At 70.6% G+C, this 26379-nt stretch carries 23 protein-coding genes; 11 read left to right on the top strand and 12 right to left on the bottom strand.

Annotation, left to right across the window (positions count from 1 at the left end; genetic code table 11):
* Window positions 1-206: 206 nt before the first annotated feature.
* The 5 genes from CG736_RS03440 to CG736_RS03420 form a co-directional block, all read right to left on the bottom strand.
* Window positions 207-419: a ferredoxin gene (locus CG736_RS03440; RefSeq protein ID WP_043911625.1), complete on the bottom strand. Its 213-nt coding sequence runs from the start codon at window positions 417-419 to the stop codon at window positions 207-209.
* Entirely contained in the window at window positions 412-1839 is a 1428-nt protein-coding gene (locus tag CG736_RS03435) for a cytochrome P450 (RefSeq protein ID WP_157815387.1), read from the bottom strand. Before CG736_RS03435 ends, CG736_RS03440 begins: the two co-directional genes overlap by 8 nt.
* An 84-nt stretch (window positions 1840-1923) precedes the next feature.
* Window positions 1924-2859: a hypothetical protein gene (locus tag CG736_RS03430; protein WP_100584611.1), complete on the bottom strand. Its 936-nt coding sequence runs from the start codon at window positions 2857-2859 to the stop codon at window positions 1924-1926.
* On the bottom strand, window positions 2859-4388 hold the full coding sequence (locus tag CG736_RS03425; protein ID WP_157815386.1) for a prenyltransferase/squalene oxidase repeat-containing protein: 1530 nt from the start codon (window positions 4386-4388) through the stop codon (window positions 2859-2861). The genes CG736_RS03430 and CG736_RS03425 overlap by 1 nt, the downstream gene beginning before the upstream one ends.
* Window positions 4381-5703, bottom strand: coding sequence for a cytochrome P450 (locus CG736_RS03420; RefSeq protein ID WP_157815385.1), 1323 nt, complete (start codon window positions 5701-5703; stop codon window positions 4381-4383). Before CG736_RS03420 ends, CG736_RS03425 begins: the two co-directional genes overlap by 8 nt.
* A gap of 513 nt (window positions 5704-6216) precedes the next feature.
* On the opposite strand from CG736_RS03420, the gene CG736_RS03415 reads away from it, so the two are divergent.
* On the top strand, window positions 6217-6729 hold the full coding sequence (locus CG736_RS03415; protein ID WP_100584608.1) for a DinB family protein: 513 nt from the start codon (window positions 6217-6219) through the stop codon (window positions 6727-6729).
* Between the two features lie 52 nt (window positions 6730-6781).
* Here CG736_RS03415 and CG736_RS03410 read toward each other — a convergent pair whose 3' ends face one another.
* The 3 genes from CG736_RS03410 to CG736_RS03395 form a co-directional block, all read right to left on the bottom strand.
* On the bottom strand, window positions 6782-8209 hold the full coding sequence (locus tag CG736_RS03410) for an MFS transporter (protein ID WP_198520339.1): 1428 nt from the start codon (window positions 8207-8209) through the stop codon (window positions 6782-6784).
* Between the two features lie 664 nt (window positions 8210-8873).
* Window positions 8874-9815 (bottom strand): 5'-3' exonuclease, encoded by a 942-nt coding sequence (locus CG736_RS03400; protein ID WP_100584607.1) that lies wholly within the window; start codon window positions 9813-9815, stop codon window positions 8874-8876.
* A 173-nt stretch (window positions 9816-9988) separates the two neighbouring features.
* Window positions 9989-11062, bottom strand: coding sequence for a cation diffusion facilitator family transporter (locus CG736_RS03395; RefSeq protein ID WP_100584606.1), 1074 nt, complete (start codon window positions 11060-11062; stop codon window positions 9989-9991).
* Window positions 11063-11238: 176 nt separating this feature from the next.
* Between CG736_RS03395 and chrA the strand changes: the two genes are divergently transcribed.
* On the top strand, window positions 11239-12429 hold the full coding sequence (gene chrA / locus CG736_RS03390; protein ID WP_232733758.1) for a chromate efflux transporter: 1191 nt from the start codon (window positions 11239-11241) through the stop codon (window positions 12427-12429).
* A 52-nt stretch (window positions 12430-12481) separates the two neighbouring features.
* Here chrA and CG736_RS03385 read toward each other — a convergent pair whose 3' ends face one another.
* Window positions 12482-13210, bottom strand: a complete 729-nt coding sequence (locus CG736_RS03385) for a gamma-glutamyl-gamma-aminobutyrate hydrolase family protein (RefSeq protein ID WP_100585028.1) — start codon at window positions 13208-13210, stop codon at window positions 12482-12484.
* Between the two features lie 217 nt (window positions 13211-13427).
* Between CG736_RS03385 and CG736_RS03380 the strand changes: the two genes are divergently transcribed.
* On the top strand, window positions 13428-14510 hold the full coding sequence (locus CG736_RS03380; RefSeq protein ID WP_198520337.1) for a DUF2510 domain-containing protein: 1083 nt from the start codon (window positions 13428-13430) through the stop codon (window positions 14508-14510).
* A gap of 19 nt (window positions 14511-14529) precedes the next feature.
* On the opposite strand, the gene CG736_RS03375 is transcribed toward CG736_RS03380, so the two are convergent.
* The 3 genes from CG736_RS03375 to CG736_RS03365 all read right to left on the bottom strand — a co-directional run bounded on the left by CG736_RS03375 (window position 14530) and on the right by CG736_RS03365 (window position 17381).
* Window positions 14530-15681 carry an RNA polymerase sigma factor gene (locus CG736_RS03375; protein WP_100585027.1) on the bottom strand — a complete coding sequence of 384 codons (1152 nt, stop codon included), beginning with the start codon at window positions 15679-15681 and terminating at the stop codon, window positions 14530-14532.
* 74 nt (window positions 15682-15755) lie between these two features.
* The gene (locus CG736_RS03370) at window positions 15756-16166 is read right to left on the bottom strand and encodes a YciI family protein (RefSeq protein ID WP_100584604.1); all 411 of its coding nucleotides are present in this window, start codon (window positions 16164-16166) and stop codon (window positions 15756-15758) included.
* Window positions 16167-16364: 198 nt separating this feature from the next.
* Window positions 16365-17381, bottom strand: coding sequence for a transposase (locus CG736_RS03365; protein ID WP_232733757.1), 1017 nt, complete (start codon window positions 17379-17381; stop codon window positions 16365-16367).
* A 370-nt stretch (window positions 17382-17751) separates the two neighbouring features.
* Between CG736_RS03365 and CG736_RS03360 the strand changes: the two genes are divergently transcribed.
* The 8 genes from CG736_RS03360 (at window position 17752) to CG736_RS03325 (ending at window position 26378) form a co-directional block, all read left to right on the top strand.
* Window positions 17752-18360, top strand: coding sequence for a TetR family transcriptional regulator (locus CG736_RS03360; RefSeq protein WP_369879789.1), 609 nt, complete (start codon window positions 17752-17754; stop codon window positions 18358-18360).
* Between the two features lie 390 nt (window positions 18361-18750).
* Window positions 18751-19995 carry an NAD(P)/FAD-dependent oxidoreductase gene (locus CG736_RS03355; protein WP_100584601.1) on the top strand — a complete coding sequence of 415 codons (1245 nt, stop codon included), beginning with the start codon at window positions 18751-18753 and terminating at the stop codon, window positions 19993-19995.
* Window positions 19996-20091: 96 nt separating this feature from the next.
* Entirely contained in the window at window positions 20092-20430 is a 339-nt protein-coding gene (locus CG736_RS03350; protein WP_100584600.1) for a cupin domain-containing protein, read from the top strand.
* A gap of 11 nt (window positions 20431-20441) precedes the next feature.
* Window positions 20442-22052, top strand: coding sequence for a class I tRNA ligase family protein (locus CG736_RS03345; protein ID WP_100584599.1), 1611 nt, complete (start codon window positions 20442-20444; stop codon window positions 22050-22052).
* 75 nt (window positions 22053-22127) lie between these two features.
* Entirely contained in the window at window positions 22128-22505 is a 378-nt protein-coding gene (panD, locus tag CG736_RS03340; protein ID WP_043911639.1) for an aspartate 1-decarboxylase, read from the top strand.
* 119 nt (window positions 22506-22624) lie between these two features.
* Window positions 22625-23965 (top strand): SidA/IucD/PvdA family monooxygenase, encoded by a 1341-nt coding sequence (locus tag CG736_RS03335; RefSeq protein ID WP_100584598.1) that lies wholly within the window; start codon window positions 22625-22627, stop codon window positions 23963-23965.
* Window positions 23962-25047, top strand: coding sequence for an FAD-binding oxidoreductase (locus CG736_RS03330; protein WP_100584597.1), 1086 nt, complete (start codon window positions 23962-23964; stop codon window positions 25045-25047). The genes CG736_RS03335 and CG736_RS03330 overlap by 4 nt, the downstream gene beginning before the upstream one ends.
* Complete coding sequence (locus CG736_RS03325; RefSeq protein WP_100584596.1) at window positions 25044-26378, top strand: hypothetical protein; 1335 nt, start codon at window positions 25044-25046, stop codon at window positions 26376-26378. Before CG736_RS03330 ends, CG736_RS03325 begins: the two co-directional genes overlap by 4 nt.
* The last annotated feature ends 1 nt before the right edge of the window (window position 26379 follow it).

Below are 26379 nucleotides of genomic sequence, written 5' to 3'. Positions count from 1 at the left end.
AGCGACGAGCAGCGACAGTGGCTTTTGTCCCTGCTCGACTGCGCCGTGTGCCGGCTGTCGACTGCCGCTGGCTCCACACCGGTGGACGGCCCGGCTTCTGCCCAGCGGCAGCAGCGGTTCAAGCCGGGCCCACTGGTCGTTCGTCAGATCCCCACGTCCCGCGACAGGCGATCAGTCACGACCGAGATCGACTTTCGCGACACGCCCTAGTCCGGGCGATGCCAGGACAACGCCCCGGAGGGGCACTTCTCGACCGCTTCCTGCACTTCTTCGTTCGTGGCGAGATCGGCCGTCGGGGCGTCCGGCAGCAGTTCCACGTACCCCTCGATGTCCTGCCCGAAGTAGTCGGCGGCAGAGATCAGGCACTGCCCGGAGCCGACGCACAGGTCGCGGTCCACCCGCACCTCGAGGTCACTCATCGCGCGCTCCGCTCTCCGCCCGCTTGGTGAACAGGAACTCCAGGTCCTTCGGGGAGAGCGTGATCGTCGCGTTCATCTTCGGCTCCGAGTAGTCGCTGAGCGCGAAGTCCCACTGGTGGACCATCATGGCCAGGCAGTAGGTCGCCTCCAGCACCGCCACGCTTTCGCCGAGGCAGCGGTACGCGCCGAACCCGAACGGCATGAACGCGGACGCCGTGACCTCGGTACCGTCCTTGTCCAGCCAGCGGTCGGGGTCGAACTCGTCGCCGTGCGGGAAGTTCCGCTCGTCCCGCTGCTGTCCGTAGTGCGAGTACAGGATCGTGGCGTCCTTCGGGATGGCGTAGCCGCCCAGCGTCGTGTCCACCGACGCCTGCCGCGAGAGGAGGTACGAGGACGGGTACATGCGCAGCGCCTCGAACAGCACCCGCTTGAGCGCCGGCAGATCGTGCCGACCGATCTCGATGTCCAGCCAGTTGCGGTCCTTGACCAGCGCGTCGATCTCCGCCCGGCATTCGGCGAAGATCCGAGGGTGCCGGGCCAGTTCGTAGCAGGCCCAGCTGATGGTGTTCGCCGTGGTCTCCGTCGACGCCAGCAGGATCGTCGCCGCCTGGTCACGGACCTCGGTCCGGTCGAACTTCTCGCCGGTCTCCGGGTCGGTGGCGTTGATCAGCATGTCGAGGAGGCCGGCTTCCTCACCGGCTCCGTTACGGAACTTGTCGTCGATGACCGAGTACATGTACTCGTTGAAGGCGTTGAGCAGCCTCTCGAAGTCCCGGTTCGACTTCGTCGGCAGGTGCTTGTAGATGCCGGTCACATCGACGGCCTGGATCGCGGCGTTCTCGACGAAGACCGGGACGGCCTCGCGGACGAGCCGCAGGACCTTCGGCGGGGTCTTCTCGCCGAGCATGGTCGAGGTCACGATGTCGCAGCCGACTCCCATGACCGGTCCCATCAGGTCATAGGGCTGCTGTTCGGGCACCGCGGCGACGAACTCGGACATGATCTTCCGCATCACGGGGAGATGCATGGCCAGCCGGCGCTGGCTGAACGACGGGAGCATGATCCGTCGTTGCCGCCGGTGCAGGTCGCCGGAGGTCGTGACCACTCCGTTTCCGACCATGTTCCGCATCTTCTTGAAGTGGATGCCGCGCACGAACTTGTCCGCGTCACTCACCAGGATCTGCGCGAGCAGCTCGTAGTCGTTGACGAAGTACGCGGTCTTCGGGCCCAGCTTGACCCGCGTCACCGGACCTGCGTTGCGCACTGTTTCGATGAACTCGAAACGGGACCGCAGGATCATCGGCAGATGCCCGAGCACCGGAACGCCACCCGGGGCCAGGCCGGGAGTCCTACCCGGAGTCGTAGCGGTTCTGGGGGTGGTGACGGAGCCGGTGACGCTGGGAGAGGTGGCAGTGCTCATCGCTAGTAGGTTTCCCTTCATCCGTACACCGAGGGCGCGGAGAGACGGCCCTCTTTGTGGGGGGTCGATGGCGCAATTTGCTGCTCAGCGGTAGCGGTCTGTCTCCGTCGGCCAGGTCGCCGCTGCGTAGACCAGCGGTCGATGGCAGGCGAGGTAGTCGAGCAACTCCTGTGCATGGCTGCCGAGATGGCCGCTGCGCTTGATGGATTCCTCGATGCAGTCCAGGTCGGTGATCGCCTGTACGCAGTCGTCGCGAACGTGGGCCAGCGCGGTGCTCTCGTCGTAGCCGGCGTGGTCCATCAGGATCCGCACCGCATTCGACTTGTCGACCGCCTTCTTCTCCCGGCCCCACGAGTAGTAGTCGTTCGACATGCAGCCGAACCGCACCACCACATCGTCGATCGCTCGCCGGATGGGGTCGTCACGCAGCGCTGCGAAACTGCGGCCGCCGTTGATCCACTTGTCCAGGACGACCTGGACGTCCATCGTGCAGTAGCCGCGGCGGAAGCTCAGGTACGTCGCCAAGGACGTCTTCTTGGTGTATTCGTTCCATACCCCTTCCCACTTCATCGCCGTGACGGCGCGCTTGATTTCGTGGCCGATCTCGTCTGCCGCTTCCGCGCCGAGCGCTGCGTCGAGCCGGGACATCGTTGTCCGTACCAACTCGAAGAAGGGGTCCGACAGGCGGGGCCCGCCAGTTCGCCAGGTGTCCACCACCTCGGTGACCCCGTCGAACCACTCGCCCGGAGTCAGCCGCCCGCCGTCCTCCTGGACGTAGTCCCACCGGTCGTCGTTGACGATGAGGCAGGCCGTCCACAGCGAAGCCGCCAGCAAGGTCTCGGCATCCGCATCGGGATAGACCAGCGCCGCGGCCCCCACGATCCTCGAGTGCCCGGAAATCACGGCGTAGTCGGATTCCTGGAGTTCGAGCGCAGCAATGATGGAGCTGTAGGCCGATTCGGCCTCCGCCGAATTCGGGTTCCGCCGGCCTTCGTGCTCGAACTCGATCGCGTCGGGCATCAGTACCTGCTCACGACGGCGCGGCCGCACATCACCGTCACTTCGACGATCCGGAAAGGCGTGTACAGGTCCTTGCCCATCCACAGCGGGGGATTCTCCCGGGACTCGTCCTTGAAGAATTCCTTGGCCCTGGATATCGCTGCCGCACACTCCTCGGCGCCCTTGCCGCCACGGCTCGCGAACAGGTCGAGCGCCATCACCGCGTAGGCCGTTTCCTCGGGTGACGGCTCCGCCATTCCCCAGCCGCCCGAATCCGTCTGGTGCCGGAGCAGCCATTCCCTGGCGCGACGCAGCGAATCCAGCTGCGGTTCATCCTGCTTCCGGGCGTCGAGCAGGGCTTCGACACATGCCGCCGTGGAGTAGTACGGCGAGACATTCCATTTGTCGTACCAGCAGCCGTCCTCGGTCTGCTGGGAGATCACCCACTCGGCACACGCGTCCTCGACGGCACCGTATTCCGCGATGCCACGGCGCAGCCTGAGATGATTCAGGTACTCGAGGGCGTGCGCGTTCACGGTCTCCGAGGGTGTCTGCTCCCCCGGATACGAAACGAAGTGGTCCTCGGCCCAGAACTTCATCAGGATTTCCGGGTGAGTGGGGGCGCCGAGTTTATCGCCGGCGAGATTGGCGTAGGCCGTGTCGTCCCCGTCGGGCGGCAGACCCGGCCCGCCGCCGATGCCCGACTCGCTGAAGCCGGCGGCAATCTCTTCGATGATCTCCCTGGGGATCGGCACGTCCGGGAAGTACTTGAGCACCAGGTTGAGCACCCAGAGCACCTCGAAGTACGGCATGGAACTTCCCATCGGGATCGCTCCGCCGTACCGGCTCTGCGCTTCATCGAGATAGGCGCGAGTCGATGCCCCGGCGTCCGTCCCCACCGCCGACACCCAGGCCGCTGTGGACGACGGAGAACACGTCACCGCACCGTCCGCGGCGGGCGTCACCGTCGCCGCGAACTGTTCCGGCAGCGGATGGAACGCCTCGAGTGTGTGCCATGCCGTCTCCGGGATGGCCTGCCCCCGGGCGATCCGGTCGCTCAGTCGGCGCCACAGCTCGGGCTTCGCGCCCGGCGGACTGGGAAACTCCTGCTCGTGCCCGGCCTTGCCGCCTGCAGCCGGGCGGTGGCGCTGCAGCACCTCGCCCAGCAGATCGATCAGGCTGGGCACGATGATCTCGGATGCCACGGTGTCGGGCAGCCTCGGCAGCCCGCCCTCACCGAGCGCCAGCTCCCAGAGCTTTTCACAGGCCCGCGCCACGGCGTCCGTCACTCCGGCCCGGTCGGCGTATTCCGGCCGCGAGGACAGACCCGCCACCGCGCCCAGCGTCGGTACGAGCTCGAACCCGACCGACCCCCACAGGCCGTCCGGCCGCTGCGTCGCGAGCAGGTAGTCGATCTGCGGTGTGCCCACGTCCGCACGCTCGGATATCCGCAGGAACTGTCCGGTCTCGTACGGCGAAGGGCTGAACTTCGTTACCGGGTCGGCAGCGCGGTCCTTCAGCAGGGCCGCTATCCGATCGGCGTCACTCATCGCCGGCACCGCTTCCGCCGACACCCCGCAGATTGACGGGGAGCGTCTTCAATCGTCGGCTGATGAGCAGCACCGGCTGCCAGTCAGGAGTTTCATATCCGGGGCTGACGTCAGGGAAGCGGTCCAACAGAATCCTGAAGAATTCATCCGCCTCCATCCGGGCGAGCGCCGCACCGAGGCAGTAGAACATGCCGGTGGCGAAAGCGAGATGGTCGTTCGGACGCCGGGTGGCGTCCAAGCGGTCCGGGTCCTCGAATACCCGCGGGTCGCGGTTTCCCGCCATCAGCGCCAGGAGGAACTGCTGCCCCGCTTCGAATTGATGACCGGCCACCTCGACCGGCTCGGTGCTGACCCGTGAGATCACCGAAGCCGGTCCGGCGAGCCGGAGCATCTCCTCGACCGCACCCGGCATCAGGTCGGGATCGGACTTCAGCAGCTCCAGCTGATCAGGGTGATCGAAGAGCTGGACCAGGCCGCTGGTGATCAGTCCGCCGGTGGTCTCGTGCCCGGAGAAGAGCAGCATCACGCAGTTGGAGAGGATCTCCGCCTCGCTCACGAGGCCCTCGCGTTCGGCGGCGACGAACATGCTGATCAGATCGTCCTTGGGCTCCGCCCGGCGCTCCTTGACCACCTCCAGGACGAAGTCCTGCATCGCCAGCAGGCTCCGCTGGCACTCCATGAGCCGGTCGTAGCTGACGATTTCGGCGATCGCGCCGATGTCGGCCGACCAGGCGAGCAGTTGCGCCCTGTTGTCCATGGGCACGCCGAGCATCTCGGCGATGACGCACGCGGGCAGCGGGTACGCGATGTCGGAAACGATGTCCATGCGTCCGGCCGGCTCCACCGCATCAAGCAGTTCATGCGACAGCTGCCGCACGCGCGGCCGCATCCGGTCGATCATGGCCGGGGTGAAGTAGCGCTTCAGCAACCCGATGAACCGCTGATGATCCGCGGGAACGGTGTGCCCCATCCACTTCTTGACGGCGCTGCTCAGCGGCTCCAATTCCTCTTGCTGTTCGGGGCTGAGCAGTCGTATGCCCTGTGTCAAGTTGGCCGGAGCCATGCGGTGATCTTTCAGCACTCGGACGATATCGGCGTGTCGAGTGAGAAAAGCTGCGTCCATAACCGGAACCCAGGCAATGGGGGTTTTCTCGCGCAATTCATGGAGCTCTGGAATTCGGTCCACGTTCTTGCCGGACGAGATCAGTTCGTACTTGGGAAACCTAGTCTCTAAGCCAGCCATCTGGTGCATCTCTCCAGTCGCTAATAGTGCAACCTTCACGAACGACAGACCGGTGATACTGATGCTCAGCACTCTAGACTTGATGACGTGTCACAGTCAAGTTCAACTGGACGTTCCGGCAAGGGCCTTGCCGGTGCATCGCTCAGAGAGGGACGAGTCGACCTCGGGGCCCCGGGGGGGAATCCCGTTCGCCCGTTTTGATCACGGTATGCCGTGCAGGTTGAGGGCTGCGTGGACCGTCTCGGTCTGCCACTTCTTCGCGCCGACGCGTGACGGTCCTCGCCGAGGTGACGGGCGTGCTCCTTCTGCGCGTGCACCGCGTCCACCGTGATCACGGCCTCGGGCAGCTCCGCGTCGTCGACGGTGTCCAGGAGCGGGGCGAACCCGCAAGGCCGGGTGGTTGGCGTTCTCGCGGGTCGCGCAAGGGAGTTGACCGATGTTTGCGTAGCGGCCGGGTAGCTGTCGGGGCCGTGCTCGGCTGCTGTCGTGGCGGATCGCCACCCGTCTGCACTGGACAACTGTTCGCCCTGCTGACAGGCCCTGTCGGCCGACGGATTCGGCCGACGGTCAGCGATACTTGGTCGGGTGAGCACCACCGGCCGCCCTGTACCGCCCTTGAACGCCGACGAGCGCACCACGCTCGAGAGCTGGCTCGACTTCCACCGCGCCACGCTCGCCATAAAGTGCGAAGGCCTGAACGACGAGCAGGCCGCCGTCGCATCGGTGCCACCGTCCGGCTTCACACTGATCGGCCTGGTCCAGCACATGGCGGAGGTGGAGCGGAACTGGTTCCGCCGGGTGCTCACCGGAGAACAAGTCCCGCCCATCTACGACCCGCAGGCCGACCCGGACGGCCCGGACGGCGGTTTCGAACTGGCCGAGGGCGTCACTCTGCGCGACAGTCTCGCCACGTGGCACGCGGAAGTCGTCCGCGCCCGCGAGCACTCCGTCGGCCGTGCTCTGTCCAACACCGGCCGATTCATGGACCAGGACGTCAGCCTCCGCTGGATCTACGTCCACATGATCGAGGAGTACGCCCGCCACAACGGGCACGCTGACCTGGTCCGGGAACGCATCGACGGCGCCACGGGCGTGTAGAGCCGGTCGGACGGTGCTCGCCCCGCCGGCCCTCTGCGTATCGCCCGACCGGTCAGGTGTCCGCCGACTGCCGGTGCCGGAAACCGAACGCCACCGCGATGCCGCAGGCGGCGAAGACGGCTGCGCCGACGAATGCCGTGGCCATTCCGTCGACCAGGAGTCCGTGCGGGAGGACACGTGCGTGGCCGGTCGCGAAACCGAAGACGGTGATCAGCACGGCGAGCCCGACCGACGAGCCCACCTCCTGCATGGTCTGCAGGACACCGCCTGCCGCGCCGGCGTCCTGCGCCTCCACGGTCGACATGATCGCCACGTTGGCCGTGGAGAACGTGAACCCGATGCCCATGCCCAGCAGCAGCATCGGTACGAGCAGACCGGACAGGTACCCACTGTCGGTGGACAGCTGGGTAAGGGTGACCATGCCGATGGCGATCAGCGAGGTGCCGGTGATCATGAGCCATTTCGTTCCGAACCGGGGCAGCAGCCGGGCGGTCAGGCGACTGGTGACGACCAGGCCGAGCGCCATGGGCAGGAACGCGAATCCGGTGACGAGCGGATTCCAGCCGAGCACGTTCTGCAGGAACTGAGTGAGGAAGAAGAAGGTCGAGATCATCGCCATCGCCATCAGGAACGTGATCACATAGGCGGCGGCACGGTCACGGTCGGCGAACACTCGAAGCGGCATCAGGGGTTGCCCGGTGCGTGACTCGATGACCAGGAACGCTGCGACGAGAACCAGCCCGATGCCCAGCGCGGCGATGGTCAGCCCATCGCTCCAACCCCGCTCGGCGGCCCGTAGAAGCCCGAAGATCAGTGCCGCGACACCACCGGTCGCGGTGATCGCGCCCGGCAGGTCGAGCCGGGCCGCGTGACGGGTCGGGGCGGGCACCAATCGCGGGGTCAACAGGGCGATCGCGAGCCCGATCGGCACATTGATGAACATGGCCGCCCGCCAGGACAGCCAGTCGGTAAACAGGCCGCCGACGATCAACCCGATCGGAAAACCCCCGCTGGCGATCGCGGAGAACCAGGCGAGGGACCAGTGCCGATCCTCTTCCTTGGTGAAGGTAGTGGTGATGAGCGCAAGCGCGTTCGGTCCGGCGGCGGCGGCGCCGATCGCCTGAACAACCCTGGCGATCACCAGCGCAGAGGCCGAGTCGACGAGGCCGGCGGCCAGCGAGGCGCTCGTGAACACGGCGACTCCCGCCACGAACACCCGGCGTCGACCGAACAGGTCACCGGCCCGCCCGCCCAGCAGCAGCAGGCACCCGAAAACCAGAATGTAGGCGTTCACGACCCAGGAGAGACCGGTGGAGGTGAAGCCGAGATCGTTTTGAATATGGGGTAACGCCACATTCAGCACGGTGGCGTCGATGACCAGCATCAGCTGGCACGTAACCAGCATCAGCAGCACCGGGATCCGCCGGAAAGTCGGTTCCGACGTGCGTGGCAAGTCAGCAGCAGAGAGCTGATCTGTCATGGGGTACCTCCAGGGTTGTCACGAGGACTGGGGGAATCTCCTTGAGCCGGCTTCATGCCGAGCTCTTGAGTGGGCCGAGCATACGGACCGGTCTTTGCGCTTTCAAAGCAAGCAACGAGTTTTCGACATCTTTGCCGATCACTCCGCAGGTGGTCGAACGTCTGGCGGATTCCCGTCGTTGTGGTGTGCGGTGGGCGGATCACCGCAGCGAGCGCCCGTCGAGGTGAGCGCCCCGGCCCGGTACGACCTGCCTTCAGGCATGTGCTCGTACTCTGCGCACCTGCACGCTCGCTCCCTCCTCGGGATCCTCGCCGACTTCGCCGGTGTTATTTGCGATGGCTGGAAAACACGTCAGCGGGCCCAGCGAACAATAGGCTCACCGCCCTGGTCGCCCGGACTGCGGCTCGGAACCCGGAATGTGCTGGAATTGTGCGGATCGCATGCCGCCGGGTACGGCTCACGAGCGGTCGGCGGTTACTGGGGTGGAATTCGTGGAGTCGTAGCGGCTGACGGCTCGTCGCCCCTGCGGTAACACCGGGGCATGCGGTATCCACAAGGGGGCGAACCGCCGAACGGCAGCGGTTCCGCGAGGAGTTACGGCTGAAGGCGGCCGAGAGGTTCGCCCAGGGCGAGGCGAGCTCGGTGATCGCCGGGGACCAGCGGGTCAGCGTCCGTTCGGTGCAGCCGTCCGGCTCCGTTCTCGGCGGGTGTCGGCGAGCGTGTCGAGGAGGCGGGTCAGGGAGGTGCCGAGGCCCCAGCGGTCGGCGAGCTGGTCGAGAGCCATCGGGTCGCGCGGTTCGTGGGGCAACTGCGGGTCGAAGACGGGGAGTTGGATGTCGGTGGCGACGCGGACGACGGTGGGGGCGACGTCCAGGTAGGGGGCCGCTTCGAGGAGGTTCTTGCGGCGGGCCGGGGTGAGCTTGGAGGCGGGGTCGGCGGCGGCGGCGCGGACGGCCGCCAAGTCGCCGTAGGTCTGGATCAGTTGGGTGGCGGTCTTCTCGCCGATGCCCTTCACGCCCGGCAGGCCGTCGCTGGCGTCGCCGCGCAGGGCGGCGAGGTCGGCGTAGGAGGAGCCGGGGACGCCGTACTTCTCCAGCAGGGCCGCGTCGTCCATGCGCTGGGCCGCGCCGATGCCCTTCGCCGGGTACAGCACCGTCACGGCGCGGGCGTCGTCGACCAGTTGGAACAGGTCCCGGTCGCCGGTGACGATCTCGACCGGGCCGGTGGCGCGGGTGGCCAGGGTGCCGATCACGTCGTCCGCCTCGTAGTCGGGCACGCCGACCCGGGCCAGGCCGATGGCGTCCAGCACCTGCTCGATCACCGGGACCTGCGGGGCGAGGGTGTCCGGCACCTCCTCCTCGCCGTCGGTCGCGGCCTCCGCGACGCGGTGCGTCTTGTAGGTCGGGATCAGGTCGACCCGCCACTGCGGCCGCCAGTCGGCGTCCATGCAGGCCACCAGGTGGTCCGGGTCGTGATCCTGGACCAGGCGGGTGATGAAGTCCAGCAGCCCGCGCACCGCGTTCACCGGCTCGCCGTGCGGCGAGCGCAGTGAATCCGGTACGCCGAAATAGGCGCGGAAGTAGAGGCTGGCGGTGTCGAGCAGCATCAGGCGCGGTGCGTTCGGTGCGGTCACCCTCCGATAATGCCGCATGCCACCGACAGCGCCGCTGACGCCGGGTCAGCGCGGCCGACGTCGGGCCGGTGCGGCCGACGCCGGGGTCAGCGCGGCCGACGTCGGGCCGGTGCGGCCGACGCCGGGTGAGCGCGGCCGACGCCGGGTCAGTGCGGGTGCGGGCCCGAGCGGTGCACCGGGCCGTGGGCGTCCTCGCAGTGCTCGCGGGCCTCCTGCTCGGCGGCGGCCGCCGCGCTGCTGGAGGAGATCTGCAGCAGCCCGTCCGCGCCGCTCTCGCCGACGTGGTCGACCTGGAGGGTGGCGTGGGTGATCCGGTACTCCTCGCGCAGCCGCCGCTGGAGCTCGCGCTGCACCGCGTGGCAGTCGCCGCCCGGGGCGACCAGGATGTGCGCCGACAGCGCCGGCTGGTTGGAGGTGATCTCCCAGATGTGCAGGTCGTGGATCTCCTCCACCTGGTCGGTGGCCACCAGCCGGTCCGCGACCTGGTCCGGGTCGATGCCGGCGGGCGCCGCCTCCAGGAAGATCCGCGCCGAGTCCCGGACCAGCCCGATCCCGGCCCGCAGCATCAGCGCCACCACCACCAGCGAGGCGATCGCGTCCGCCCGGACGAACCCGGTGAACAGCACCACCGCACCGGCCACCGCCGTCGCGATGAACGCGTACAGGTCGGTCAGGACGTGCTGGAAGGCGCCTTCCACGTTCAGCGAGGACCGGTTCGCCTTCGACATGCACCAGGTCGCCGCGACATTCACCACCACGCCCACCAGCGCCGTCACCAGCACCAGCGAACCCGTCACCGCCGGCGGCGAGATCAGCCGGGCGACCGCCTCGTAGCCCAGCCACGCCGACAGCACCAGCAGCGTCACCCCGTTCGCCTGCGCGGACAGGATCTCCGCCCGCTTCAGCCCGAACGTGTAGCCGCCGCGCGCCGGACGCGCCGCCAGCCGCATCGCCACCAGCGCCAGCGCGATCGACGCCGCGTCCGTCAGCATGTGCGCCGCGTCCGAGATCAGCGCCAGCGACTGGGCGGCGAAACCGACCACCACCTCGCCGGCCATGAACACCACCAGCAGGATCAGCGCGCTCCACAGCCAACGGCGGTCCGCGTCCGCCGCGACGGCGTGGCTGTGGCCCGCGTGGCCACCGCGCCCGTGGTCGTGGTCGTGATCGCGATCGTGGTCGTCGTGCGCGTGCTCGTGCGCGTGCTCGTGCTCGGCCATCGAGGCTCCTCCGCTGCGGTCTCCGACCCCGAAGTGAACCTCAATTCGGAGGAAGATCCAAAGGCTGCACTGGTGACCGTTGTCGTTCTCCTGTAGGCCATTCGGGTCGGGTAGGGTGCGGCCCGCATCCGCGCAGGTCGTGCGGGTTTTCGAGGCGGCGACGGGAGTGCGGAGTGGTGACGGAGCAGGTGCCGCTGACGGTGGTCGCCAAGGAGTGGGGTCGGATCGGCGTGCTCGGGTTCGGCGGGCCGCCCGCGCACATCCTGCTGCTGCGCCGGCTGTGCGTGGAGCAGCGCGGCTGGCTCGCCGCGAGCGAGTTCGAGGACGGCATCGCCGCCACCAATCTGCTGCCCGGACCCGCCTCCACCCAGCTGGCGATCTTCACCGCCTGGCGGGTGCGCGGCACGGCCGGCGCGCTGGTCGGCGGGGCGGCGTTCATCCTGCCCGGGCTGGTGCTGATCCTGCTGCTGTCCGCGCTGTTCCTGGCCGGCAACCCGCCGCGCTGGGTGCTCGGCGCGGCCGCCGGGGCCGGTGCGGCGGTCGCCGCCGTCGCCGCGCAGGCCGCGAGCGCGCTCGTCCCGGCCAGCCTGCAGCGCTCGGGCGCCGGCGCGGCCCGGGTCCGCTGGGTCTGCTACCTGCTGCTCGGCGCGGCGGCCGCGATCCTCACCGGCCCGTGGCTGGTGCTGGTCCTGCTGGCCACCGGCGCCGCCGAGATCGCCTTCCGGCGCGGTGCCCGCCGAACCAGCCGAACGGGTGACACCGCGCCGCCGCGACCGAAGGGTGACGCCCCGCGTGCCGCGCTGCCGCTGCTCGTCCCCGGCCTGGCCGCGACCGGCGGCTTCGGGGCGCTCGCGTGGGTCGCCTTCAAGGTCGGCGCGCTCTCCTACGGCGGCGGCTTCGTGATCATCCCGCTGATGCAGCAGGACGCGGTGCACCGCTACCACTGGATGACGGACGGTCAGTTCCTGAACGCCGTCGCCCTCGGCCAGATCACCCCCGGCCCGGTCGTCCAGACCGTCGCCGTGGTCGGCTACGCCGCGGCCGGCGTCCTCGGCGGACTGTTCGCCGCGGCCGTCGCCTTCGGCCCTTCCTTCCTGCTCGTCCTGCTGGGCGCCGCCCACTTCGACCGCCTGCGCGCCAACGCCGCCGTCCAGGACTTCCTCACCGGCGCCGGACCGGCCGTCATCGGCGCCATCGCCGGCTCCGCGATCCCGCTGGCGCTGGCCCTGCACCAGCCCTGGCAGTACGCGATCCTCGCCCTCGCCGCCGCCTGGCTGCTCCTCCTGCGCCGCACCGTCGTCCCCTGCCTGCTGGCCGCCGCCACCCTCGGCACCCTCGCGGCGATCTCCGGCCTCACGCTCCCGTAGGGCGACGGTGCCGCCAGGGCTCACGCCCAGGAGGCCCGATGCCGACCTCCGGTCAGGCGGCCGGGACCGGGACCGGGGTTCGGCGGCTGGCGTGGAGGAGGGCGTGGGCGAGGCGGGTGTCGTCGCCCTGTTCGGGGTGCCATTGGACGCCGAGGGTGAAGCCGGGGCCCTCGATGGCCTCGACGGTGCCGTCGGTGGCGTGGGCGCAGGCGGTGAGGCCTTCGCCGAGGCGGGCGACGGCCTGGTGGTGGTAGGTGGGGACGACGACGGAGGGTTCGGGGAGCAGGTCGGCGAGCAGGGTGCCGGCGACGGGGTGGATCGGGTGGCGGCCGTACTCGGTGGGCGCGCCGAGGTGGTCGTGGTCCTCGCCGACCACGTCCGGGAGGTGCTGGATCAGCGAGCCGCCGCAGACCACGTTGAGCAGTTGCATGCCGCGGCAGATGCCCAGCAGCGGGGTGCCGGAGGCGAGCGCGGCGCGGATCAGCGCGGCCTCCCACAGGTCGCGCTCGGGGGCGGAGGCCACCGTCCGCGGGTGGGCGGGTTCGCCGTACAGCGCGGGGGAGACGTCCTCGCCGCCGGCCAGCACCAGGCCGTCGAGGTGGGCCACCGCGGTGGCCGCATGCTCGGGGGCGTCGGGCGGCAGCAGGACGGCGATGCCGCCGGCCTGCTGGAACAGGGCCGGGTAGCGCTCGGGGAGCAGGACCGACCGCATGGAGTCCCACCGCCCCCAGCCGGCGTCGGTGAGGAAGGTGCTGATGCCGATCACGGGGCGAGAGGTCATGGCGCGCATTCTGTCCCGCTGCCGCGCCCCCGGTAGTGCGACGCTCCACCGGCGTGCGCCTGTCAGGCGCGTGGAGCACAGAACACGCCCCGGTCGGCGTATCCGGACCACCCGAACAGCGGTTGTGCGCGATTCTCACCCGAATCTCATCGCGGGACCCCGGATTGTGGCCGCACGCTGATTTCCCGCTTATCCGGGGCCGCTTAGGGTCTTGGGTGTGACCGAGCAGCAGATTCCGGCCGGGTGGTACCCGGACCCCGTCGACACCGACAGCGACCCCCGCCCCGAGCGCTGGTGGGACGGCAAGGGCTGGACCGCCAGCACCCGCCCGGCCTCGGCCGCGCCCACCGGCGCGCCCGCCGACACGCCGGCCGACGCCGTACCGCCGCCCGCGTCCGGCGCCGAGGACACCAGCGTGCTGGAGGGCACCGTGCTGGACGCCTCCGGGCAGGCCGTCCACTATCCGCCGCTGCCCCCGTACGGCGAGCAGCCGCCGGTCAAGCGGCGCCGCGGCCCGGCCAAGCCGGTGCTGATCGCGGCCTCGGCGGCCGCGCTGCTCGGCCTGGCTGTCGGCTCCGGCGCCACCTACCTGGCGATGGACGGGCGTTCGGACAGGTCCGCCTCCGCCCACCAGGCGCCGCAGGGCCGCCACGGGTCCAACGGCACCCCCGGCGACGGCTACGGCGGCGGGAACGGCCAGGGCGGTCAGAACGGCCAGGGCGGCGGCCCCGGCAACGGCCTGCCGAGCTTCCCGGGCCAGGGCGGCGGGGGAAGCGGCAAGGGCGGCGGCGCGAGCACGAACCTCGCCGTCGACATGGTCAACGGCATCTCGCTGACGGTCCCGGACGGCTGGACGGGCGGCACCACCACGAAGGGCTTCGCCAGCGCGTTCGTCGGCGAGTACACCTGCGCCGACGGTTCGGACACCTGCTCGCTGGGCGGCGTCTCCACCAGCCGGATCAGCGGCACCGACGCCAAGCAGGCCGCGCAGCAGGACATCGCGGACGCCGCGAAGGAGTCCTACGGCGACATCACCGGCCACCAGGAGCTGAAGAGCGAGGCGGTCACGGTGCTCGGCCGCGCCGGCTACCTGGTGCGCTGGCAGGTGAACGTGTCCAAGGGCAACAACGGGTACGTGGAGACGGTGGTCTTCCCGACCGCCGACGGCAAGGCGCTGACCGCCGTCCGCTTCGGCTTCGACATCGCCGACAAGGCCCCGGGCGTCGACCAGATGGACGCCATCGTCAAGGGCATCGCCACCGTCCAGGGCGGCCCGGCGGGCACCGGCACCACCACCTGAACGCCGGCCGCCGCGCGGCTCAACCCTCTTCGCGCAGAAGAGTGTTGAGCCGCGCGGCCTGCCGCACCAGATGGTCCCGCTCGGCCACCGCGCCGGCCTTCGCCGCGGCCTCGGCGTACAGCCGGGCCGCCGCCCGCAGGTCGCCGGAGCGCTCGTGCAGGTACGCGGACGCGGCGGTGTGCCGGGGCAGCGCGTCGTCCAGCGCGGCGAGCGCGGCCAGGCCCGCCCGCGGGCCGTCCGCCTCGCCGACCGCGACGGCCCGGTTGAGCCGCACCACCGGACTGTCCGTCAGCGCGGCCAACTCGTCGTACCACTCCACGATCTGCACCCAGTCCGTCTCCTCGGCCCTCGGCGCGTCCGCGTGCAGCGCGGCGATCGCGGCCTGCGCCTGGAACTCGCCCAACCGGTCACGGGCCAGCGCGGCCTGAAGGACCGTCACCCCCTCGGCGATCAGCGCGGTGTCCCACCGGGTGCGGTCCTGCTCGGCCAGCGGGACGAGGCGGCCGTCCGGCGCGGTGCGCCCGGCCCGGCGGGCGTGGTGCAGCAGCATCAGCGCCAGCAGGCCGGACACCTCCGGGTGGTCGACCCGGGCGGCCAGCTGCCGGGTCAGCCGGATCGCCTCCGCCGCCAGGTCGACGTCCCCCGAGTAGCCCTCGTTGAACACCAGGTACAGCACCCGCAGCACCGTCGCCAGGTCGCCCGGCCGGTCCAGCCGCGCCCCGCTCACCGTCCGCTTGGCGCGACTGATCCTCTGGGCCATGGTCGCCTCCGGCACCAGGTACGCCTGCGCGATCTGACGGGTGGTCAGCCCGCCGACGGCGCGCAGCGTCAGCGCCACCGCCGAGGCAGGCGTCAACGACGGGTGCGCGCACAGGAAGTACAGCCGCAGGGAGTCGTCGACGGCCGGCACCGGCCCGGGCTCCGGCTGCTCGTCCACCAGGTCCTCGCGGCGGCGGCGCGAGGCGTCCGAGCGGGCCGCGTCCAGGAAGCGCCGCCAGCCGACGGTGATCAGCCAGCCCTTCGGGTCGCGCGGCGGATCGGCCGGCCAGGTCCGCACCGCTTCCAGCAGCGCCTCCTGGACGGCGTCCTCGGCGGCCGCGAAGTCCGCGCCGCGACGGACCAGGACGGCCAGCACCTCCGGCGTCAGGACGCGCAGCAGTGTCTCGTCCATGGCGTCCGCCCGGCCGTCCCGCTCGTGGTCGTCCACCCGGTGAGGGTGGTCGTTCGCCCGGTGGCGGTGGTCGTTCACTCGGTGACGGTGTTCGGCATCTCGGTGAGGAACGGGCGCAGCTCCAGCCACTCGTGGATCGGCTCGCCGTTCGCGCCCGGTGCCGCGGAGAGTTCGGCGGCCAGCTCCAGCGCCCGCTCGTAGGAGTCGACGTCGATCGCCATCCAGCCGGCGATCAGGTCCTTGGTCTCGGCGAACGGACCGTCGGTGACCGGCGGGCGGCCCTCGCCGTCGGACCGCACCCAGGTGCCCTGCGGGGCCAGCGCCTGCGCGTCGACGAACTCGCCGGTCTCCTTCAGCCGGTCCGCGAAGGCGTTCATGTAGTCGATGTGCGCGGTGACCTCCTCGGGCGTCCACTGGTCCATCGGCACGCAGTTCACCGCCGGCGGGTTGCCGCGGTAGTGCTTCAGCAGCAGGTACTTCGCCATCGTTCTCACTCCTCAGTGGTGACGCGACCCATTGTGGTCGCCTTCACCCCGGGGACGGAGCCGTGCCGGGGTTCTCGACACGGCTCCGAAAAATCTTTCCGCCGCTCGCCGCTCGCCGCTCGCCGTCGACGTCCGCCCCGGCAGGCCGGACGCCGACCTTCCGGTCGGCAGTGGCGGGCGTCCGGCTCACGCCCGCTCCTACGAGACGTCGGCCAGCCTCCGGTAGGCGTAGGCCGCGGACATCAGGGTCATGTAGCGGTGCCAGCCCGGGTAGGAGCGGCCCTCGAAGTCCTGCAGGCCGAAGTCCAGCGCCAGTTCGCGCGCCGCCTCACCGGTGGCCGCGTGGCATTCGAGGAGGGAGAGCAGTTCGTCCGTCCGGTGCCGCACCATGTTGGTGATCCAGACGACGGCGGGGCGCCGTCGCTCGGTGACCAGGCGGTACGTCTCTCGCGACCAGCCGCCGGCGGTGGAGGGCAGCCGGACCAGGCCGTGCGGGGCGCCCAGCGAGGACGCGGACGTGGCTGCCTGGAGTTCGCGGCCGGCCTCGGAGACCGGTACGACCATGAGGTCGCCGGGGACGGCGAGTACGAAGTCGTGGCCGTGGCGCAGCAGGAGGCGCAGCAGCTCCGATGTCCTCCTGGTGCCGCGGATGTCGGCCACGAGCGGGGCGGGGGCCAGGTCACCGGAGCGTTTCAGCCGATCCACCATGTCGAGCGCGTCGGCCCAGATGGGCAAGGGCCGCACGTTGCTCGGGACGCGCGCCTGCCCGCGAAGGTAGGGGAGCGACCAGTCCTCCGGCAGGTGCAGGCGCCAGTCGACGGGCACCGCCGAAGCCCGGTCGGACAGGAACAGCCCGATCCCCACCTGGCAGTTCACCGTCCGACCCAGCTGGGGGACGAAGCGCCGGTGCACCCCGCACGAGTGGTCTCCGCGTTTGGGCAGCACCGTGGTGGCGACCGTCCACGCCTGGGGCCGCAGCCGAGTTTCGGCCCAACAGGCCAGCTCATGGCGGACGGCTTCCCAGTGCCACGGACTGGAGTTGACGAACTGCTGGAGCGATTGCGAGGCGGTCGGCGAGTCCGTGGCGGCGGCCGCCACGCTCCGGACCGTCTTCTTGCCCGGGACGGTGAGCAGCCCGTGGAGGTAGGCGTGGCCCCGGCGGCGCTGATCGGCACGCTGCAGATGGACGAACACGGCGTCCACAAAGGCGGACAATTGATCAGTGGAGGGCACTGAACCGGCGGCAATGGAGCAGCGTAACTGCATTGGCACCCTTCCCTTTGAAGCGTCGCTCCCGGAGCCAAGAATAATTGAGTCGACGATGTTTTCAGAGACTGGAAACCAGACAGCGCACATCGGGGCAAATCGACTTCATATCGAGGTCATTGCTCCGGATGTGGAAGGATTCGGCCACCGGCTGGTCCGAGGGTTCAAACCCGGTGCAATCGCACTGCGGCTGCGATGCCGCGTGCCGCGTCGCTCAGCACCATCAGGTGGCTGATCTTCGCGCCGCCTCCCTGTACCGGCCGTGATTGCAAATGCTTCCCTGGGGAGTTCCAGCCTTCCCAGCCCCTGCGACCAGCCAATGCCCCGGAGCCACCACATGCAGGCACGAGCAGTACGAACCCGAATCGCTCTGGTCCACGCAGCCGCCGCGGAGTTCGATCGACACGGCTATGCGGGCACGTCAATGCTGCAGGTGTCCAAAGCGGCGGGGACCACCACCGGCGCCCTCACCTTCCACTTCGGCTCCAAGATCGAACTGGCGGACGCCGTCCAGGACCTCGGGCGCAGTGCGGTCCGCGCCGTCGTCGACCGCGTGACGGCGGGCGCCGGTCCTCCCCTCGATCTGATCGTCGAACTCACGATGCATCTCGCCCGGCTCCTGGAGGACGACATCGCCGTACGGTCGACCGCCCGGCTCATGCGCGAACGCCCCGACAGCCGGCCCGGGCTGTCGGCCTGCTGGCTGCCGGCGGTCAGCGAACTGGCCCGCCACGCCCACCGCGCGGGCCAGTTGCGGGCCGGCACGTCCCCGGCCGCCCTGGCCTCCCTGGTCGCGCACCTGCTCACCGGGACCGAGGCCCGGACGCGTACCGCCCTCGAGGAAGCCAGGAAACCGGACGCCGTGGAGCAGCTCCGGCAGATCTGGGACATCACCCTGAACGGAATCTGCGCCGACCGGGAAGTCTGAGCAGTTTGACCGCGTTTTGCAGCGCGGATCTCCTTTCCTCTCACGAGACCCATCCGACCCACTCCTTCCGTTCCGCATCTCGGGGAACACCGCCCGGGATCCCGCACGACGTCAATGTCCCGTTCGCCGAATAACAGGGCCGAACAGGACATCTGCCCGGTCGGAATTCGGTGGAAGGCCGGTGGTGTCCGGCGCGCCCCTCGGTCAAGATTCCTTCCGGGGCATTCGCGCCGTGGCCCAAAGTGAACGACGAGTGTCACGTCCTCGTCTCGTCCCGGCCCGATGCGGCAGCGATGATTCAATTCATGACGAACTCGGCACAACAGGTTCGGCCGGCGATTTCCCCGGCCCTGCCCGGCGTGCTCGCATTCATGTTCCGGAGGGGATTCCATGGCGAAAGCTGAACGCATTGACGCGGTCATCGTCGGCGGCGGGATCGCCGGATCCGCGCTGGCCGCCGCCTTGGCCGGGGACGGGCACCAGGTGCTGCTCCTCGAACGGCAGACCGTCTACCGGGACAAGGTCCGCGGCGAAGTGATCAACTGCTGGGGTGTCGCGGAACTCCTTGAGCTGGGACTGGAGGAGTGCATTCTCAAGGCCGGCGGCACCTACGTCGACCGCTTCGTCGGATTCGACGAAATAGTCGACCCGGAAACCGCCCGGGCCAGGGCCCTGCACCTGGACAAAATGCTTCCCGGAATCCGCGGAGTGCTGGACGTCGGGCACCCCGAGGCCTGCGAGGCGCTGTCCAACGCGGCGGAGGACGCCGGCGCCACCGTCGTACGGGGCGTGGGCGACGTCCTGGTGAGCGGTGGAGCCAACCCCCGGGTCCGCTACGAGCACAACGACCTCGAGTACGAGGTGGACTGCCGCCTCGTGGTGGGCGCCGACGGGCGGATGTCGACCGTGCGCCGGCAGCTGGGCATCGGCCTGACCCAGACCCCGCCGAACTCCCTCGGCGGCGGGATGCTGGTGGAGAACCTGGACGCCTGGCCGGTGAACGTCACCTCCATCGGCACCGAGGGGGACCTGCTGTACTTCGTCTTCCCGCGCGAGGGCGGCCGCGCAAGGCTGTACCTGCTGCACGACGTCGCCCAGAAGGGCCGGTTCTCCGGGCCGAACCGGCACGCCGAGTTCCTGCAGGCCTTCCAGCTCGACTGCCTTCCCGACCGCGAGATGTTCGCCACGGCCACGCCGTCCGCGACCTGCGCCTTCTACCCGATGAACGACGCGTGGGCCGATCTGCCCTTCGCCCCGGGGGCGGTACTGGTCGGGGACGCGGCCGGGTGGACCGATCCGGTCATCGGGCAGGGGCTGTCCATCGCGCTGCGGGACGCGCGCATGGTGCGCGACGCCCTGCGGTCCTCCAGCACGTGGGAGCCGAAGGCCCTCGAACCGTACGCCCGGGAGCGCGAGATCCGGATGCACCGCCTGCGGATCTCCGGCTCGGTGCGCACCACGATGAACATGACCTTCACGCCCGCGGGTGTCGCCCGCCGCCGGGCGTACGCCGAAGTGTGGCCCACCGACCCGGTGTTGGCGGGATCGCGGATGGCCACCTTCAAGGGCCCCTTCCAGGTGCCCCCCGAGTCCTTCGAACCCGAGGTCATCGAGCGCCTCTTCGCCCTGGGATGACCCGGGCTCCGGGCCGGCACCACTCCGCAGCACGCCAGGCACGCCGGCTCCCGTCGCGGGGCGGGGCGCGCGGCAGCAGACACGAGAGGACACCGCATGCACGTCAAGACAGCGACCGGTGACGAACTGATCCGCAAGAACGGGTGCGACATCCGCCAGCTCTACCCCTGGGACGGCGTCGTCACCCCGCCGTGGAACAGCACCCTGTGCTCCATCAGGCCCACGGAGTCCAGCACCCCGCACGGGCACGCCACCGACGAGACGTTCATCTTCGTCAGCGGGCGCGGCCGGGCGCGGGTGGCCGACGAGGAGCGGGACGTCGTCCCCGGCGACGTCATCTACATCCCCCACGGCACCGACCACATCGTCACCAACGTCAGCGCCGACGAGCCGCTGACCTTCGTCAGCATCTACTGGCTCCAGCCCGCTCAGTGAGGAGGGGTTCCATGACGACCGACGCCTCGCGCGGCGCCGACCGGGGACGGCGACGGATCAACGTCACCTTCTCGCCGCCCACCCCCAACGGGGACCTCCACCTCGGACACCTGTCGGGGCCGGTGCTGGGCAGCGACGTGTGCGCCCGGGCGCAGAAGATCCACGGGCACGACGTGGCCTTCGGCACCAGCACCGACGACAACCAGACCTATGTCGTCACGACCGCCGAGCGGCTCGGCACGGAACCCGAGTCGCTCATCCGGCAGGCCTTCGACAGCGTGACCAAGACCCTGGCGCTGGCCGGCGTCGACGTCGATCTCTTCGAGCGTCCCGACGCCGCCTACACCGCCTTCGTCGAGAACTTCTTCACCCACCTGTGGCGGCACGGCGCCTTCGACCGCCGTGAGGTGGAGCTGCCCTACGACGAGGTCGCGGGCGAGTACCGGGCCGAGGCCTTCGTCACCGGGCGCTGCCCGACCTGTCTGGCGCACGCCCGGGCCGGCGTCTGCGAGGCCTGCGGTCTGTACAACCTGCCGGGCGCGCTGCTGCCCGTGGCCGACACGGCCTCGGCCCTGCCCCGCCGGCCGGTCTCCATCTGGGTCCTGGACCTGGAACGCCACCGGTCGATGCTCACCAACTGGTACCGGTCCTCGGACATCAGGCTCCGTCCCGATCTGGAGCGGGTCGTCGAACAGTCCCTCGCCGGGCCGCTGCCGTACATTCCGGTCACCTACCCCAGCAGCTGGGGGATCCCGGTGGACTGGGACGGCCCCGACGCTCCGGGCCAGGCCGTCAACGCCTGGCCGGAGATCTACGTCGGCCACCTGTACTGGCTCGACCGGGCCCGGGAGGGCCGGCAGGCCGGCGCGGACGAGCTGGTCCAGTTCATCGGCATCGACAACGGCTTCTACAACGCGTTCGTCTACGTCGCGCTGTCGCTGCTGGCCGTGCGGCACGGGCTGCCGGTCGAGCTGCCCAGGACCCGGACCCTCACCAACCAGTACTACCTGCTGGAGGGCCGCAAGTTCTCCACCAGCAAGGGCGACGTGCGCTGGGCCGGGGAGTTCCTGGAGGCGTTCGGCCGCGACCGGACCCGCTTCGTGCTGTCCCTGACCAGTCCCGAGCTGCAGCAGTCCGAATTCAGCGAGCCGGTGGCCGCCTCCACCCTGGCCACCCGGTTCGACGCACCCGTCGCGACCATCGCCGGGAAGTTCACCGCCGCCCTGGCCGGGCGGTCCGTCGACGCCGAGCCGTCGCCCTGGTGGACCACCGCGCTGCAGGCGTCCCGCCGGCGCTTCGAGGACGCCTACCGCCTGGAGACCTTCTCCATCCGCAGGGCGGCGGAGGCGCTCGCCCTGCACCTGGAGGTCCTCGCCCTGCGCTGCGCGGACCTCGACATCGACGACCCCGGCGAGGTCTCCGGCGCCCTGCAGTACCTCTGGACGCTGCGCACCCTGGCCTGGCCCGTGACCCCGGACCTCGCCGAGCAGGTGTCCGACGCCTTCGGCGCCCCCTCCACGGTGGGGAACCCGCCCCTGCTGGCAGACCTCGACCGCCGACCGCCGGCCGCTTTCGCCCGGTTGTCCGTCGGCCGCAGCCTCCCGGCGCCCGAGGGCAGCTGATCCGCCGCGCAACCGACCGTCCCACCCGCCGTCCCGCGCCGACCCGCACACCACACACCGTCAGGGAGACGCATCATGCAGCGCACCTTCATGCACTCGAAGATCCATCGCGCGACCGTCACCGACAGCAACCTGAACTACGTCGGTTCGATCACCATCTCGCCGGAACTGCTGGAGGCCGCCGAGATCGGAGTCCACGAACTGGTCCACGTCGTCAACGTCAACAACGGCGCCCGGTTCGAGACCTACACCATCCTGGACGACTCCCCGGAACCCCCGGCGGGGCAGATCGTGATCAACGGCGCCGCCGCCCGCCTCGTCCAGCCGGGCGACAAGGTCATCATCATCAGCTACGCGCAGCTGAACGAGGACGAGCAGGTCGGATTCAAGTCCCGTGTCGTCCACGTCGACGACGCCAACGCGATCACCGAGACGACCCTGCTGAGCTCCTGACCACCGCCGGACCCGTCAATCCCGCCGGGCGGGAACGACCGCGCCGGGCGGGGCGCCCGCAAGCGCCCCGCCCGGCGCGGACCCTCCCGCACACGCGACAAGCTGAGGATGCGTGAAGAGTGACGAAGGACAAGGTTCATCCGATCTTGGGTATCGGCTTCGGGCCGGCGAACCTCTCTCTGGCCGTGGCGCTCGAGGAACTCGGCCGCCTGCACGAGGTCCACTTCATCGAGCGGTCGCCCGGCTTCCAGTGGCAGGACGAACAGCTGCTGCCCGGCGCGGACATCCAGAACAACCCGTTCCGCGACCTGGTCATGCAGCGCAACCAGGACAGCCCCCACACCTTCATCAAGTACCTCGCCTCCCGGGGGATGCTGACCGACTACCTGCACCTGAACACCAAGTTCCCGCTGCGTCGCGAGTACGCCGGCTACCTCGCCTGGGTCGCGGAGTCCTTCGCACCCTCCGTGGACTACCAGCAGTCCGCCACGGCGCTCTCGCTCGTCGACGACGCGGACGGCGGCGAGCTGTTCTGCGTGGAGACCCGGGAAGGCCGGCGCTATCTCGGCGAGACCGTCATCGTGGGCACCGGCCGCTCCCCCCGGATCCCGTCCGCCTTCCACCACGCCCTCGGTCGGACCGTCTTCCACTCGGCCCGCTACCTCTCCTCCATCAAGGCCCTGGCGCACGAGGACATCCGGGTCGCGGTCGTGGGGGCCAGCCAGAGCGCCATCGAGATCGTGCTCGACCTGCTGGAGCGCCCGAACGTCCGGCAGGTCACCTCCCTCCACCGCGGCATCGGGTTCCGGCTCAAGGACACCAGCCCCTACAGCCGCCAGGTGTTCCTGCCGGAGTTCGTCGACTACTTCCACCCCCTGCCCACCGCGACGAAGCGACGCCTGCGCGAGGAGCTGCGCTCCATCAACTACGCCGCCTGCGACCAGGACGTGATCGACCGGCTCGTGGGCGTCCAGCGCGAGTACGAACTCACCGGGTCCGACCGCCTGCGCCTGCTGCCGTTCACCGAGGTCACCGAGGTCGCCGCCGCGGCACCGGGCGGACCGCACCGCCTGACGGTGCGCGACATCAACCACTTCACCCCGGAAGCCGTCGACGCCGACGTCGTCATCCTGGCCACCGGCTTCAAGGACTTCGGCACCGGTGCGGGCGACGAGCGCTACCACCCGCTCCTGGAGGGCGTGGCCCACCGCCTGCCCCTGGACGACGACGGCGTCCCCGTCGTGGACCGCGACTACTCGATCGCGCTCAAGGCCTCCGCCACCGCCCGGCGCCCGCTGAAGGTCTACCTCAACGGACTGTGCGAGGCCAGCCACGGCATGGGCGACGCCGGGGCCCTGGCCATGCTGTCGGCACGGTCCTCCGACGTCACCGAATCGCTCCTGCTGCTGCGGGACGCGGACGCGCCCCGGCACCGGCTGGCCGAACGGGTCCTGCAGTGACGACGGCCCTCACGGCGGACGTGGCGATCGTCGGCGGAGGCATCATCGGCCTGGCCACCGCCGAACGGCTCACCGCCCACGGCGCATCGGTGGTCCTGATCGACGACACGGGGGCCACCGGCGGGGCGACCAGCGCCTCCGGCGGGCTGGTGCGCGCCTTCGATCCCACCGGCGCCCACGCCGCCTGGGCCGCCGAAGGCTGTGCGCTCTACCAGCGGCGCGGCTGGCACGGCACCTGGCCCGAGCTGCGCGAACACGGCAGCCTGACGCTGCTCGACCGTGACTCCCTGGTCCGCGCCGGGGCGGCACTGGAGGCGGCACACGCCGCCGGGCACGAGACCGTCGTCCTCGACTCCGGCGGGATCGGAAGGACGTTCCCCGGCCTCGCCGTCCCCGAGCACCTGCTCGGCGTCCTCGAACCGCGCGCCGGCTGGCTGCCGGTCACGGCCGTCGCCCGGGCCGTGCTGCGCGACGCCGGGAGCACGCTGCGCCTGCTCACCGCCCGGGCCACCGCGCTGCTGACGCGCCCCCTGTCCCGCATCCGCGGCGTCCGGACCACCTCGGGCCCCGTGTACGCGGACGCCGTCCTGCTCGCGGCCGGCGTCGAGAGCGAACCCCTGGCCGCATCCGTGGGCGTCCGGCTGCCCATGCGCACCCGGGCGGTCGGCTACTGCCTGTTCCGCTGCGAGGACACCGCGGGCCTGGCGAACCTGCCCACCGTCGTCGACGGCAGCACCGGGGCGTGGCTGCGGCGGTGGGACACCGACGGAGTCGTCCTGGCGGGCGTGTCCTCCACCCGGACCGGTGTGCCCGCCACCGTGCGGCAGACCGTCCCGGCCGCCGAGGAGCAACGCGTCCGCGGCGTCGTCCGGCACCGGTGCCCGCAGCTGTCGGGCGCCCGTGCCGTCGGCGGCGTCGCCGCCTACGACGCCCTCACCCCCGACGGCCCGGGAGCGGTCACGAGCTGGCCCCGCCCCCGGGGCCTGGTCACCGCCGTCGGCTGGAACGGGGGCGGCTTCAAACTCGCCCCCGCCGTCGGCCGGCACGCGGCCGACGAGCTGCTCAAGGCGGTCGCCCGATGAACGACGCGACGTCCTGGCGGCTCAACCCCACCGACGAGATGCTGCACCACGCGGCGCAGTCGCTCGGCTCCTCCCGCGTCGTCCAGGTCCTGTGGCGCTTCTCCGCCCCGCTCCCCGCGGAGGCGCTGCAGGCCGAATGGCGACGTCTCGACGGGGGACTGCTCAGCCGCCGAGCGGCCCCGGTGCGCTTCCCGGGAGCCCGCCGCGCCTGGGTCCGGGCCGCCAACACGCAGCCGCTGCACCTGGAGCAGCGGCCGCTGACCGACGCCACCGCGCCGCAGTGGATCGACGCCCAGGTCCAGGAGCCCCTGCCGGCCGACTCCGCGGCCCTGTGGCGCCTCGCGGCCGCCCCCTACCGGGGCGGCTGCCTGGTCTCACTGACCGTGCCGCACTTCCGCAGCGACGGCCTGGGCATCCTCAACGCGCTCGCCGGCAGCACCGTCGCCCGCCGGCCCGCCGGCCTGCGCCACAGCGATGCCGCCGACGCCCTGCGGCAGGTGGGAGGGGCCGTCGTCCAGTCGGCCCGCTGGTCCCTGGAGCTGGTCGGGGACCCCCGCCGACGCGCGCTGATCGGCACGGCACTGCGCCGGCGCCCCGCCCCGCCGCCCGGCCCCCCGGCGCAGCCCCGCTTCTTCACCACGGCCATCGTCGACGTGGACGCCTCCGCGTGGGAGGAGCGGGCCCGCGCCTGCGGCGGCACGACCAACAGCCTGTTCCTGGAGATCGCCGCCAACCTCGTCCGCGCCCACGTGCCACGCCCCCGGCGGAGCGACATCGAGCTCGGCATCCCGATGAACCTTCGCCGCGGCGCGGCCGACGAACGCGCCAACGCCCTGGTCGTCGTACCTCTGGGCGTGCCGGACCGCCCCGTGCAGCACGAAGACCTGCGCCGGACCCGGCAGGCGACGAAGACGCTCCTGGAGGGCTCCGGCGCGCACAGCGCCACGCTGGTGCCCGCACCGCTGTGGCACCTGCTGCCGACCCGCCTCGCCGGTGCGCTGAAGAACCCCGGAGCGCAGCAGACCGACGCGGTGGCCTCCAACTTCGGGCAGGCCCCCGACGCCGTGGCCCGTCTCGCCGGCCGCACCGCCGAGTCCGTGGCCCTGCGCACCATGAACGTACCGGGCCTGCACCCGGACAAGGCCCGGCTCCGGGCCTCGCTGTGCCTGTGCCGGCTGGGCTCCCGCATGGCCCTGACCGTCACCGGCATGCCCGACCACTTCGGCGACTCCACCTCGCTGCACCGGCTGGTGGCCGAGGAGCTGACGGCCTGGGGGCTGACCGCGCGGTCGTGGTGGTGCGCCCCGGCCCCCGACCCGACGAAGGGCTGAC

The sequence above is a fragment of the Kitasatospora sp. CB02891 genome, assembly GCF_002803145.1.
GTDB classification, from domain to species: Bacteria; Actinomycetota; Actinomycetes; order Streptomycetales; family Streptomycetaceae; genus Kitasatospora; species Kitasatospora griseola.
The sequence above is the reverse complement of the archived record's forward strand: the minus strand, read 5'-3'. Positions and strand labels throughout refer to the sequence as shown.